This window comes from Nocardia sp. NPDC005978 (assembly GCF_040614455.1).
In the GTDB taxonomy this organism is placed as follows: domain Bacteria; phylum Actinomycetota; class Actinomycetes; order Mycobacteriales; family Mycobacteriaceae; genus Nocardia.
The window spans coordinates 26,078-39,703 of record NZ_JBEXUS010000007.1 but is presented as its reverse complement, the minus strand read 5'-3'; the positions used below and the strand labels follow the sequence as shown (position 1 = coordinate 39,703).

11 protein-coding genes are annotated in these 13,626 nt (G+C 68.7%); 1 reads left to right on the top strand and 10 read right to left on the bottom strand.

All coding sequences use genetic code 11. From position 1 onward, the window contains the following. Window positions 1-17: 17 nt before the first annotated feature. The 3 genes from ABZ319_RS04760 to ABZ319_RS04750 form a co-directional block, all read right to left on the bottom strand. Window positions 18-1,553 carry an FAD-binding protein gene (locus ABZ319_RS04760; RefSeq protein WP_354984955.1) on the bottom strand — a complete coding sequence of 512 codons (1,536 nt, stop codon included), beginning with the start codon at window positions 1,551-1,553 and terminating at the stop codon, window positions 18-20. Window positions 1,554-1,651: 98 nt separating this feature from the next. Further along, complete coding sequence (locus ABZ319_RS04755) at window positions 1,652-2,317, bottom strand: class I SAM-dependent methyltransferase (RefSeq protein ID WP_354984954.1); 666 nt, start codon at window positions 2,315-2,317, stop codon at window positions 1,652-1,654. Between the two features lie 22 nt (window positions 2,318-2,339). Continuing rightward, on the bottom strand, window positions 2,340-4,235 hold the full coding sequence (locus tag ABZ319_RS04750; protein WP_354984953.1) for a DUF6301 family protein: 1,896 nt from the start codon (window positions 4,233-4,235) through the stop codon (window positions 2,340-2,342). A 152-nt stretch (window positions 4,236-4,387) separates the two neighbouring features. Here ABZ319_RS04750 and ABZ319_RS04745 point away from each other — a divergent pair, with 152 nt between their 5' ends. Then, window positions 4,388-6,124, top strand: a complete 1,737-nt coding sequence (locus ABZ319_RS04745) for a penicillin-binding transpeptidase domain-containing protein (protein WP_354984952.1) — start codon at window positions 4,388-4,390, stop codon at window positions 6,122-6,124. Window positions 6,125-6,140: 16 nt separating this feature from the next. Here ABZ319_RS04745 and ABZ319_RS04740 read toward each other — a convergent pair whose 3' ends face one another. From ABZ319_RS04740 to ABZ319_RS04710, 7 genes are all read right to left on the bottom strand, one after another. Further along, window positions 6,141-7,208: a serine hydrolase domain-containing protein gene (locus ABZ319_RS04740; RefSeq protein WP_354985039.1), complete on the bottom strand. Its 1,068-nt coding sequence runs from the start codon at window positions 7,206-7,208 to the stop codon at window positions 6,141-6,143. Window positions 7,209-7,336: 128 nt separating this feature from the next. Then, window positions 7,337-8,770, bottom strand: a complete 1,434-nt coding sequence (locus tag ABZ319_RS04735) for an MFS transporter (protein ID WP_354985038.1) — start codon at window positions 8,768-8,770, stop codon at window positions 7,337-7,339. A 204-nt stretch (window positions 8,771-8,974) separates the two neighbouring features. Beyond that, complete coding sequence (locus ABZ319_RS04730; protein ID WP_354984951.1) at window positions 8,975-10,357, bottom strand: LAGLIDADG family homing endonuclease; 1,383 nt, start codon at window positions 10,355-10,357, stop codon at window positions 8,975-8,977. Between the two features lie 23 nt (window positions 10,358-10,380). Then, window positions 10,381-11,775 (bottom strand): replicative DNA helicase, encoded by a 1,395-nt coding sequence (gene dnaB / locus ABZ319_RS04725; RefSeq protein ID WP_354984950.1) that lies wholly within the window; start codon window positions 11,773-11,775, stop codon window positions 10,381-10,383. A 483-nt stretch (window positions 11,776-12,258) separates the two neighbouring features. Continuing rightward, window positions 12,259-12,714: a 50S ribosomal protein L9 gene (gene rplI / locus ABZ319_RS04720; RefSeq protein WP_354984949.1), complete on the bottom strand. Its 456-nt coding sequence runs from the start codon at window positions 12,712-12,714 to the stop codon at window positions 12,259-12,261. Window positions 12,715-12,731: 17 nt separating this feature from the next. Further along, window positions 12,732-12,983: a 30S ribosomal protein S18 gene (gene rpsR / locus ABZ319_RS04715; RefSeq protein ID WP_354984948.1), complete on the bottom strand. Its 252-nt coding sequence runs from the start codon at window positions 12,981-12,983 to the stop codon at window positions 12,732-12,734. Window positions 12,984-13,044: 61 nt separating this feature from the next. Next, window positions 13,045-13,620: a single-stranded DNA-binding protein gene (locus ABZ319_RS04710; protein WP_354984947.1), complete on the bottom strand. Its 576-nt coding sequence runs from the start codon at window positions 13,618-13,620 to the stop codon at window positions 13,045-13,047. Window positions 13,621-13,626 lie beyond the last annotated feature (6 nt).

Sequence of the window (13,626 nt, the reverse complement as noted above, 5' to 3'; positions counted from 1 at the left end):
GCGCGCCGGTGAGCCCGCTAGCGCGCGGCCATGTCCAGCGCCGCGAGATGACTGAACAGCACCGACGCCCCGATCGGATTGCCGCCGCCGGGATAGGTGGTGCCGCTCACCGCGGCCATGGTGTTGCCCGCCGCGTACAGCCCGGGAATCGGCGCGCCCGCGGGGGTCAGCACCCGCGCGGCGGTGTCGGTGCGCAGGCCGCCCTTGGTGCCCAGATCGGAGATGCCGAAGGCGGCCGCGTGGAAGGGCCCGCGCACGATCGGGGTGAGCGGCGGCGCGCCCTTGGAGAACGCGCGATCGTAGGCCTCGTCCCCGCGCCCGAAGTCCGGGTCCACGCCCTTGTCCGCGATGGCGTTGAACCGCTCGACCGTCGCCGCGAGCGCCGCGCCCGGTACGCCGATCTTGTCCGCCAGCTCCGCCAGGGTGTCCGCGGTGTGCCAGAGCCCGGCGGCCTCGTACTCCGCGGTCGCCACCATCGGCACGTTGCTCGCCTTGACCGGGGGCACCGGGCCGTGGGCGTCGTCGTAGATCATCCAGAAGGGCAGGCGCACGTCGCCGCCGTCCAGATGCTCGATGATCTCGCGGCCCAGCCGGTCGTAGGGCGCGGACTCGTTGACGAACCGCTCACCGTGCCGATTGACGAAGATGCCGCCGGTGAACCACAGCGCGAACGCGGCCCGGCCGTCCGGATGGATCAGCCCGGGGGACCACCACGCCTGATCCATGAGATCCACGTCCGCGCCCGCGGCGATGCCCGCCTCGTGCGCGCGGCCCTGATTTCCCCAGGGCCCCATGGTGTCCCGCGCCTGCCCGGGTACGCCGTAGCGTGCGCGCAGCGCGTCGTTGCCCTCGAAACCGCCCGCCGCCAGCAGCACGCCCCGGCGGGCGCGCACGGCGCCGCGCACCCCGTCGCGTTCGACGATCGCACCGGTGACCGCGCCGTCCTCGAGCACCAGCTCCACCAGCGCGGTGTTCAGGCGCACGCTCGCGGCCGGATACGCCGACAGCGCCAGCAGGAACCGGCCGACCAGCGCGCGGCCGCCGATGAGCAGGTCCGGCGGCGGTTCGCCGTGCCGGTCGGTGCCCAGCGGGCCGCGCACGGACGCGCTCAGCTCACCCAGCTCGGCCGCCGGAAGCGGGGTCGGCACGATGTGGCGCTTGCCGTCGAGGCGGGCCTTGGGCGCTTTGCCGTAGTAGTCCGGCCACGGGAAGGACTGGAACGACAGGGCGGCGTCCTGCTCCAGATACTCGATGACGCGCGCGCCGCCGCGCACGAACGCCTCCTGCAGCGCGGCCGGCGTGCGATCGCCCACCACCGCGCGGAAGTACTCGAGCGCGTCCTCGACGGGCTCGTCCACCCCGGCCCGGCGCAGCACCGGATTACCCGGGAACCACATGCCGCCGCCGTTGGAATAGGAGGTGGTGCCGCCGAACTTCTCCGTGGCCTCCACCAGCAGCACCGACAGGCCCTCGCGCGCGGCGGTATAGGCCCCGGCCAGGCCACCGCCCGACCCGGCGACCAGTACATCGACCTCTTCGTCCCAGTCCGTCACCACAACTCCCTAGCTCTCGCTCCTGCCCGACGGTAAGCGCGGGCGGGGGGAAATGCGGGGGATCTGTCCCGATAGGCAGGAATGCCGGTGCTACGGAATCAGTGCGCGGGGTTGGCCGCGTCGTCCTTCACCGCGAGCACATAACCCTGCGGTGTGCGCTCGTCCGGGCGCGCCAGGCGCTGCATCCGGGCCGTCACCCGGAAACCGCAGGCCGCCAGCGCCTCCGCCAGCGTGTCCGGGGCCCAGCGGTAGGACGTGGTCACCTTGTGGTCGTACGGCTGCACGCCCGTCACCCCGTCCGCGGCCTGGAACGCGAACAGCGCGTGCCCGCCCGGGCGCAGCACCCGCGCGAACTCCGCCAGCACCGCCGGTACCCGCGCGGGCGGCAGATGAATGATGGAGTACCAGGCCACGATCGAGCCCAGCGCCGCGTCCGCCAGCTCCAGCCGCTCCATCGAACCGACCTCGAAACGCAGCCCCGGATACTCGAGCCGCGCCAGGCGAATCATCTCCGGCGACAGGTCGAGTCCGAAGATGTCCAGGCCCGCCCGGCGCAGGTGATCGGTGATGCGGCCCGGACCGCAGCCCACCTCCGCCGCGGGCGCGTCCGCGTGCTCGCTCTCGAGCACCGATTCGGCGAAAACCCCCAGCACCGCACGGTCGTACGGATTGGCGAGCAACTGCTCGCGGACCAGGCCGGTGTACAACTCGGCCACCCCGTCGTAGGCCGTTCGGGTGACGCTGACATCCTCGGCCTCGATCATCACTCGACTCTAACGCGGCGCGTCAGCGCTCGGTCGCGCCGATCGAGGGGGTGCGCACCGGCCGATCCGCGCCGTCCGCGCTGACCAGCAGCAGCGTGTGCGGGGCCAGGCGCGTGCGCAGGGGCCACAGCGCGAACTCCACGAAGTGCCGGAAATCGCGGAACAACACCGGATCGGGCAGGCTGTGCCGCCACACCGCCGTCGCCACTTCCGGCCGCTGCCAGCCGTTCGCGCGCATGAGCTCGGTCACCCGCGGATTCAGGCCCGCGCCCGCCTCGGCGTCCAGATACACCCGCAACGACTCCGGGCCGCGACTGAAATGCACCGAACCGCGATCACCGGCGTCGACCACGGCCGCACCGCCGGAAGGCAATTCGGCCACGATCGCGGTCAGATCGTCGAAGAACTGCCGCCATTCGCGGTCGGTGGCGCGCCGCGCGGTCTGCTGCTGCTCGAGCACCAGCCGGCGGTCGCGCTCGGCCGGATTGACCAGATACAGGTCGACGGTATCGGTTCCGGCCACCACGCCCACCGACAGGCGCTCGGACATCCACACCGGACCCGGCGTCCGCCACAGCGTGCCGTGCACCGGCGTGCCGAGATCACCGCGGAAACCGTCGGCGGCGCGGGTGAAGGCCGCCGTCAACTGCTCACGCACCTCGACCGGCAGGCCCTCGTCGTACAGCCCGGATTCGATGCTGTCGCTGAGGGTTACGCACACCGACTCCAGGCGATCACCGTCGAAGCTGAACAGCGCGCGCTCCTGCTCCACCCGCAGCGTGGTGTGCGCGGGCACCAGCCGGGGCCGCGCCTCGTCCGAGCGCAGCGACCAGCCCGCCCGCTCGGCGAACGCGGAGACGTCCGCGCGGGTCCAGGTCCAGTCGAACTCCCGTGCGGCCTTGGCGATTTCGAGTCCGCCCGGCACATCCACCCGCAACGGGCCCGCGTCGAAACTCGACACCGCGTGCTCGCGCAGGAACTCCGCGCGCTGGGTGCGTGCGGTGGGATGCGGGGCGATGCCCAGCACCGCGATGTCCAGGTCCGCCTCGCCGTCGATCCAGCCGTCCGCGACCAGATCGGTGGTGGCCGCGACCCCGAGCGTGCGCAGCGCCTCCACCGCGCGAATCACGAATCCGCTCACCGCGGTTCGGCCCGCCACCCGCGAAATGCAGCAGGACCAGTTCGATTCCGGCCCGGCCGACCAGCCCCGCGACCGCAGGACCTGTTCCACATCCGCGCCGTACCGCCAGGTCGGATCGATGAACTCGCTGCGGCTCAACTCCGCGCACAGCTCCCCGTCCCCGGTGGTGAGCTGCACGTACCGCCCGCCCGCCGCGCTCAGCACCACGTGCGCGTCCGCCGGGAGCGTATCTACCAGCACCGCCAGATCGGCGGTCAGCCGACCCCAGCCGCCCAGTGCCGCGCGGCGGCGCGCCCCCTCGTGCCGCCGATCCATCCAGTACCGCTGCTCCACCGGATTGACCAGCAGCAGATCCACGCAGTCCGCCGAAGTGGTCAGCCCGACAACCACATTCGGGAAGACCCAGGCCACCCCCTCCTCCGCGCCCGCGCCCTGCTCGGCGGGCTCGCCCCACAGCTCCACGAACCGGGTACGCAACCGCGCCAGCGCCGCCGCCGGACCGTCCCCGCCGGGACCCGGGCAATCGGACACCGTCACCCGCACGTACGCAAGACCGCGCACGCTGCCCCAGAACATGGCCGAATCCGCCCACACGTCGAGTCCCGTGCGCGCGAACAGCGCGCCCTGGCGCATCGTGCCCACCGTCTCGGGACCGCTCCAGCCCGCCACCCGGGCGAAACGCCGAATATCCGGTGCGCCCCAGCGCCAGCCGAATCCGACTGCCGCCCTGACAATCTCCACCGCGCCCGGCACATCGACCCGCACCTCGAATCTCACCCCCGCGACCCTAATATCCCCGCCGGGTCCACCCGCGTGTTTCGCGGTCCGGCCGCCGGCCGCCGCCCGCCCACGCCGCGGGCGGCTACGGCCGGTACGGACCGAACGCGGGTAGCGTCGGGACGATGCGCACAGGTACGAGACTGTTCGGAATGTTTGTCGCATCGGGCCTCGCCCTCACGGTGTGCTCCTGCGGCGACTCCACCGCCGACCGCATGCGCGACACCGCCGCGGAGTTCGCCGACGCACTCAACGCCGACGACATCGCGGCGGCCGCCCGCGCCACCACCGACGAAAAACAGGCGACAACCACCCTCGACGGCCTCTACGACGCCCTCGGCAAAGACGTCGAATTCCGCGTCGGCGACATCGGCGACAACGGCGACTTCACCCTCGACGCCACCTGGAAACTCGGCCCCGACGGCAAGAACCAGTGGACCTACCGCACCACCGGCGACCTCGAGGACACCGACGACGGCTGGCGCGTGCACTGGAACCCCGCCACCCTCGCGCCGGGACTCGACATCGGGCCGCTCTCCTACAGCCGCGTCGACCCCAGCCCCGCGCCGCGCGTGCTCGACGCCGCCGGCGGCGAATTCATGACACAGCAGACCGTCACCCTGGTGAACCTCGCACCCGGCGCCGACACCGCCGCCGTGGCCGCCCTGCTGCGCGCCGCCGCACCCGGGGTCACCGCGGCCTCCCTGGACACCGAACTCGCCGGGGCACAGGGCAAACCGATCACGGCGGTACTGCTGCGCGAATCCGACATCGCACCCGTACGCGACGCCCTCACCGCGCTGCCGAACGTCACCCTCGCACCGCAGAACCGGCTGCTCACCACCGACAAGGCGCTGTCCTCACCCGTGTGGTCCGGCCTGAGCGAACAGTGGCAGAACGACGTCGACGCGGCGGCCGGATGGGCCGTGCGCGCCCGCGGCACCGACGGCACCCAGCGCGTGGGCGGCCCGGATGCCAAGCCCGCCGGCGATATTCGCACCACCCTCGATCCGGCCCTGCAACGCGCCGCCGAAACCGCCCTCACCCCGATCGAACAGCCCGCGGTCATCGTCGCCCTGCAACCCTCCACCGGGAACCTGCTGGCCATCGCGCAGAACGCCGCCGCCGACGCCCAGGGCCCCATCGCACTCACCGGCCTCTACCCGCCCGGCTCCACCTTCAAGACCGTCACCGTCTCCGCCGCCCTGCAAGCCGGAGCCGTCACCCCCGACACCGTCCTGCCCTGCCCCGGCACCGAGAACATCGAAGGACGACAGATCCCCAACGACAACAACTTCGACCTCGGCAGCGTCCCCCTGCACACCGCCTTCGCCCGCTCCTGCAACACCACCATGGGCCGCCTCGCCGTCAACCTCCCACCCGACGCACTGACCCACGCCGCCGCCCAACTCGGCCTCGGCACCGACTACATCACCCCCGCCCTCACCACCGTCACCGGCAAGGTCCCCGTCGCCGACACCCCCGCCCTGCGCGTCGAAGAAGGCATCGGCCAGGGCAAGGTCACCGCCACCCCCTTCGGCATGGCCCTGATCGCCGCCGCCCTCGCACACGGCACCCCGCCCGATCCCGCACTGCTGCAAGGCAAGCCCGGCACCCCCGACCGCCCCGCCGAACCCCTGCCCGCCGGCGTCGCCGACCAGATCCGCACCATGATGCGCGAAACCGTCACCGCGGGCACCGCCACCCAACTCGCCGACATCCCCGGGCTCCTCGGCAAAACCGGCACCGCCGAGTTCATCGACGACACCCACGCCCACGGCTGGTTCGTCGGCATCACCGGCGACCTCGCCTTCGCCGTCTTCATCAACGACGCGGGCAGCTCGGCGCCCGCCGTCGACGCGGCGGGCCGCATGCTCCGCGGCCGGTGACCCCGCGGCACGGGTCTCAGCCGCACAGCGCGCGTGCCAGCAACCCCGGAATATCGGTCGACGACGTCGTGCCGGTGAACGAGACGGTGACCGACCGCCCGGCCGCCGTCGTGCCCGACATCGCGGTGAACCCCCGGACACCACCGACATTGCCCACGAAATCCGTACCGCAGGGCAGTCGCAGGGTCGACACGCCCAGACCGTAGAAGAACCCGCTCCCGGAACCCATGTCGACCCCGTCCAGCATCTCGGGCACCCGCGACTCCGGCACCACCCGGCCCGCCCGCAGCGCGGCGAAGAACCGATTCAGATCCGCCCCGGTGCTGACCATCGCCCCCGACGCCCACGGCAGCGACGGCTCGATCCGAGTCGTATCGGTCACCACGCCACCGATATTCGCGTAACCCGTCGGATGCGGCGCCCGCAGACCGGTCTCGCCCGTCTCCGGCAGATACGTATCCGACAACCCGAGCGGAACCAGAATCCGGGCACGCAACTCATCGGCGAAGCGACGACCCGTCACCGCCTCGACCAGCATCCCGGCCACGAGGTAGTTGATATTCGCGTACTCGAACCGAGCACCCGGCGCGAGCCCCGTGGGCTCCCGCACGACCATCGCGACCTCCTCCGCGGGCGTGTACGTCCGCCCCGTCCGCGCCGCCTCGTACTCGTCCACCTCCGGCGACAGCGGCGGATCCAGCAAACCGCTGCGATGCCCGAGCAATTGGCGCACCGTGATCTCGCCCCCCGCGGGTCCCGCACCGGCCAGCAACCCCGGCAGGTACGCCTCGACCGGCCGATCGAGATCGATCCGCCCTTCCGCCGCCAACCCCACGACCAGCGCGGCCGTGAACGTCTTGGTGATACTCCCGATGCGCACATGCTGCGCCGGATCGACCGGAATCGCCTCTCCCACAGCCAGATCCGCCACACCCGCGGTCAGCACGGTGGTCACGTCGTCCACGGTCACCGTGGCGATCGCCCCCACCGCCCCGTCCCGCACCAGCTCCGCCAGATCGCCCCGCACCGCCTCGGCACCGGCCGGCGCCCCGCCGTCCCCGGCCGCACACCCCACCAGCAGCATCGAAGTCACACAGATCGACATACCAACAGCCCGCCATCGCATGGCCCGACACTAGAAATCGTTCCCGCGCACACACATCGGACCGCGGTACCACCCCGCCTCACCCCGTGGTACCGGTCCGCCGGTCGCTAGCGCACCCGCGCCCTCGGCCGCTGCGGGCGGGAACCGCCGAAGCGGGGGAGCAGGGAAAGACCACGGTAACTCAGCGCCGACTGCAGCAGCGCGACGCCGATGATCACCGCCACGACGGTGAACCCGGTGCGGTAGACCGTGGGCAGCAGCACACCCAGCGCGCCACCGAGCACCCACGCCAACTGCAGGACCGTCTCGGTGCGGCCGAAACCCGACGCGATGGATTCCGGCGGCAGATCGTCCTGGATCGAGGCATCCAGCGACACCTTCGCCAGCGCGGTGGACGCCGACGCGACCAGTGTCGCCAGCACCGCGCCCACCAGACCGTTCTGAAGCGCCGCGACGATGGTGATCGCCAGGCAGGCGCCCGTGCACGACAGGATGATCGCGGCCGGGCGGCCCAGGCGTAACCGGGCGCCGGTGAAGTTGCCGCCGAAATTGCCGACGCCCGCCGCCGCACCGGCCGCCGCCAGCATGAGGGCCTGGCGCAGCGCGGACTCGTCACTCGACTTGGCCACGAAGGCGATATAGAACGTCAGAAAACCGGTCAGGACACGGATCGCGCAGTTCGCCCACAACCCCGCGATCACCGTGCGGCCCAACGGTTGCCGGGCGCGCAGGCGCGGGCGGGCGGGGTGCTGCCGGGCTTGCGCCGCGGGATCGGCCGCGCCGGATGCAACGGGGCCGGCGGAGCCCGGCGCGGTGGCGACTGCCGCGGGATCCGGCCGACCCGGTGTGCCCCCGCCGGAATCCCGATACCCGAGCGTCGCCGGAACCTCACCCTCGGTGACCTCCACCCACGGCGGGATACGCAAACTCAGATACGCGCCTGCCGCCGCGAGCAGCGCCGCCACCACCAGCGCACCCGTGGAATGGAACACGAACGCGGCCGCCGCCGCGACACCGCCCGCCACGATCGAACCGCCCACCAGGCCGAACACAGTCAACCGCGAGTTCGTGCGCACCAGATCTATCCCCGGCGGCAGCACCCGCGGCGTCACAGCGCTTTTCAGCACCGAGAACGACTTGCTCAACACCATCGACCCCAGCGCCAGCGGATACAGCGCCCAACTGTTCAGACTGAAGATCAACCCGACCGCGACCAGCACCCGCAACCCGAACGTCGCCGCCAGCGCGATCCGCCGCCCGTGCTGCAACCGATCCAGCAGCGGCCCGATCACCGGCGCGATCACCGCGAACGGCGCGACCGTCATCAACAGATACAACGCGACGTTCACCCGCGACTGCGTGGCCGGACTCGCGAAGAACAACGTATTGGCCAGCGCCACCGCGATAGCCGCGTCGGTCGCGAAGTTCGCGACGGTCGCCCGCATCAACGCCGTCAACCCGGACTCGTACGCCCCGTCCGCCCGCGCGGCCCGCTGCACCATCTCGACCCCGCGCCGCGCAGCCAGCTCCCCTCGAGCCAGCGCCCCCCGCCCCGCCGACACGGACCCCGAACCAGGCTCATCAGAGGTGCCCACCGCCCGATTCTCGCAACGCCCGCGCAGGTTGCCCTGGCCCCACGCCGAGACGCCCGCCGAACTCGCCCCCTATCGTCGGTTCCGATCCACAGCAGGGGCTGCGATCACGCCGCCCGCAGCGCTCCGGATCCGAGGTCTTTGCGGGATCCGTCAGGCCGCGCAGCCGTTCGACGCGGGCCAGCGGAACGGGTTATGGACCGAGATCCCTTGCGCCACATAGTTGTATGTGCCCAGGACCAGTCCTCCATAGACTTCCTGTTCGCCCAGACTCGAGATATCGACTACGCGATCCCAGAAGATGTCGCTGTTTGCCAGCATCGCGAGCTCCGGATCATCCAGAACCGCGGCTATTCGAGCAAGGCGCGCACGGCTAGGAGAGGCCTTCCACATCGCAGAGCCGCAGAATTGAGAATCTATCGAAGATTGGAAGTTGCGTGATGTGATTCCCTTGTCGGTCAAGAGCTGCCGGACGCGGTTCCAAACCTCCTTCGGGACGGTGTCCACGTTCGTGTTGTGCACGAGCGAACCGAGCTCGACGAGCACGGCCTCTGCCGCCAGCCCTCGGGCTCCGTGGACACCAACCCCTTCGAGGAAGCGAGTCTGGTGGTCCGCTCCGCCGATACGGAGATGCCAGCAGTCCCGGTAACCGGTTTTTCGGGCACAGTAGATGCGGCCGTGAATACCGAGCCGGGTCAGCAAGTGGGCGACGTCGTCGATGAGCCGGCGGCTCGTGGACGCGTAGTAGACCTGAGCCTGTCTGCCCTTTGGATCCCAGCGAACAGAGCCGTCTGTAGCCCACAGGTGTCGTAAGAACAGGGTGATCTTTCGGTTCGTGAGTCCGAAAATACGTTCCGGAACGAACTTCTCGTAACTGCGCAGTCCGAATAATCCGAGTTCATCGAGCCACGCGGCGATGGGGTTACGCTTCCCATGGGTAAGTCGGTAGGGCGCCGGCAAACGAAGAGTGGTTACCCGGGCCGCCGCGTATTCGTCGCGTATAGCGGTGATGCCGAAATGTTTCGCGGCGTTGGTCACCACGTTGAGGTTCGCTTCGTCAACGCTCGCATACCGTATCGGCTGCTTCTTCACACATGAACCATCACCGATCATATGGGCCAACAGGATCACTTCGGGGTCGGGCATCGTCCCTGTGTGTTCGGGTGCCGGGATTCTGCGGGGGATCGCCAGCCGGGAATCGACCGCTAGGGACCGCAGCGGAGTCCAACCATCCACGGTCAGAAACGGATGGTTGACCGTCGCATCGATCAGGCGGCCGGACGCCAGTCGTAGCCGGGACACTTCGGAACGACCGCTGTGGAAGACATGCATCATCGGACGGGCAACCATCCGCATTTCCTCGTCGACGGACCAAACGAGCGGCAGTTCCCCACTCCCGAGCAGCTCGCCGATCGAGATCTCGCTCCCGTTGTCCGCGCGCAGGATCCGGGTGGAAGCTGGAAAACAACCGGGACCGGAAGGTCGGAATTTCCCGTATTGCGCATAAATTCGGTTCTCTGTAAGAGGTGAATTCATGAAACAATGGTATCCGGAAAGGACTAGCCGCGAGCCATATCCACGAACCTGCTCAGATGCAATTGATGGGCCACGGTGATAGTAGCGGTCGGGCCATTTCGGTGCTTACCCACAATCAAGTCTGCCTCTCCGCCCCGTGGGTCATCCCTCTCGAATGCATCTGGCCGATGAAGCAAGATCACCATGTCAGCATCCTGTTCAAGGGATCCACTCTCGCGAAGATCAGAAACCATTGGTCGCTTATCTGTCCGTTGCTCCGGCCCGCGATTCAGCTGACTAATAGCAATAACGGGAACTTCCAATTCCTTGGCCATCAGCTTCAGGCTTCGTGAAAAGTCCGAGACCTCTTGCTGGCGAGATTCGACTTTCTTTCCCGAACTCATCAGCTGCAGGTAGTCCACGACAATAAGCCGCAAATCATGCCGCTGCTTGAGCCGCCGGGCCTTCGCCCGAATTTCCATCATGGTCAAGTTGGGCGAATCATCCACGAACAACGGCGCTTCACTGATCTCACTCATCCGCCGAGCCAGCCGAGTCCAGTCGTCGTCGCTCATCCGCCCCGACCGCATGTCCCCGAGCTTGATCTTCGCCTCGGCCGACAGCAAACGCATGACGATTTCCGTACGGCTCATTTCCAGGGAGAAGATAACGCTCGCCATTCCATGCTTGATGGAGCAGCTGCGCATGAAATCCATGCCCAAAGTCGATTTACCGACACCGGGCCGCGCCGCGACGATGATCATCTGGCCCGCGTGGAGGCCGTTGGTCAGTTCGTCGAGCTCGGTGAAACCCGTTGGGACGCCGAGGGAGATGCCGCCGCGGCTCGCGATCGAGTCGATCTCGTCCATCGTGGGCTGCAGGAGCTCCTCCAGGGGGAGGAAGTCCTCGCTCGAGCGGCGTTCGGTCACCTCGTAGAGCTCGGCCTGGGCGCGGTCGACCACCTCGGCCACGTCCTGGCCGTCGGCGCCGGCGTAGCCGTACTGGACGATCCGGGTGCCGGCCTCGACCAGGCGGCGCAGGATCGCCTTCTCGGCGACGATCTCGGCGTAGTAGCCGGCGTTGGCGGCGGTGGGGACCGTTTGGGTCAGGGTGACCAGGTACGGGGGGCCACCGATGCGCTTGAGCTCGCCGCGGCGGTCCAGGGTCGCGGAGACGGTGACGGGGTCGGCGGGTTCGCCGCGGCCGTAGAGGTCCAGGATCGCGTCGTAGACGGCCTGGTGCGCGGGGCGGTAGAAGTCGCCGGGGCGAATGACCTCGATGACGTCGGCGATGGCGTCCTTGGACAGCAGCATGCCGCCCAGTACCGATTGCTCGGCGGCCATGTCGTGCGGCGGCTGGCGGCCGAAGTCCTCGCCGGGTGCCTCGCGATACTCCGACGGTCCCTGATCGTCGTGGCCGCGATCATCGATGACTGCCATCCGGCTCGACCGTCCTCTCTCCTGCGGCACGGATCGGACATCCCTGTTCTACGCCTGCGCACCGACAGGTTCCGAACTCGTGATCCACGACAATGATGCGAACCTAAGCGAAGCTACCGGCTCCACCAAACGGAACTGTGCATACAGCTGTGGATAAAGTGGGTGTTGTTCACCAACCGTTGTGCACCCCCTGTGGATGAACTGGGGACAACAATCGGTGAAGTGGGTGAATCCCCAGGTAGCGTCCGATTTCTCGATGTTCGCAACTGTGGATCAAACCGGTGCGGCGTGTCGCTGGACGGCAACCTTCGGGCGTGTTGGGTGAACAGCGTTTCCCCGGGGGGTGACCTGACGCACAACAAGGCCGGTCGGTATCCCGATTACTCCACAGCCCGCGCCGAACATCGCGCGCACACCGGACCGGGTCCGGGACAAACAGAATCGGAGGCCATCCCGCAGGGATGGCCTCCGACAGCGCCGAACTTATTCGGCGGCGTTGACCTGCAGGTCGAACTTGGCAGCCACGTCCGGGTGCAGGTGCACCTTGACGCCGTGCTTGCCGGTGCTCTTGATGTGAGCCTTCGGCAGCTCGATGCTGCGCTTGTCGACGACCGGGCCGCCCGCGACCTTGATGGCGGCGGCGACGTCGGCGGCGGTAACCGAACCGAACAGCTTGCCGGTGCCGGCGGTCTTGACCGACAGCGCCACACCGGTCAGGCCCTCGATGGCCTGCTTCAGCTCGTTGGCGTGATCCAGGTCGCGCACCTTGCGCGCGTCCTGGGCACGACGGATGCCGGCAACCTGCTTCTCGGCGCCGCGGGTGGCGACGATCGCCAGGCCACGGGGCAGCAGGAAGTTACGGCCGTAACCGTCCTTGACCTCCACGGTGTCGCCAGGCGCACCGAGGTGATCCACATCAGCAGTCAGAATCAACTTCATTGCTGTGGTTTCCCTTCTCAGCGAGCGGTGGACACGTAAGGCAGCAGTGCGACCTCACGGGAGTTCTTGACGGCCACGGCAACGTCGCGCTGGTGCTGCACGCAGTTGCCGGTCACACGACGAGCGCGGATCTTGCCGCGATCGGACACGTACTTGCGCAGCAGCGCGGTGTCCTTGTAGTCGATGTTGACGGTGCCGGACTTAGCTTCCTTGCAGAATGCGCAAGCCTTCTTCTTCAGCACCTTCTCGCGTGCCGGTGCTTTGCCCATTTGTCTTTCTCCGTACTTTTGGGGAGGGCTCGGTCGAGCTCAACTCCCTACGCGGGCCGTTCTAGAACGGCGGTTCATCGTCCATCTGCTGCCCGCCCCCGAAGGAGCCGGCCGCGGGCGCACTGCCCCACGGGTCGTCGCCGCCACTCTGGGCGCCACGACCTCCGCCACTGCCACTGCCACCGCCGGAGTAACCACCCTGGCCCTGGCCGCCACCGCCACCCTGATTGCCACCGCCGGAGAAACCTCCGCCGCCTCCGCCACCGCCACGGGTGGTCTTGGCGATCTTCGCGGTCGCGTACTTCAGGGACGGGCCGACCTCTTCGACCTCGAGCTCGACGACCGTGCGCTTCTCACCCTCGCGGGTTTCGTAGGAGCGCTGCTTGAGTCGTCCGCTCACGATCACTCGAGAGCCACGGGTCAGGCTCTCGGCGACATTCTCCGCAGCTTCGCGCCAGATGTTGCAGCGCATGAAAAGCGCTTCGCCGTCTTTCCATTCATTGGTATTACGGTCGAACACACGGGGAGTCGACGCGACCGTGAAGTTCGCGACTGCCGCACCCGCGGGCGTGAATCGAAGCTCGGGGTCAGCCGTCAAGTTTCCGATGACGGTGATGACCGTGTCGCCTGCTGCCATGGTTCC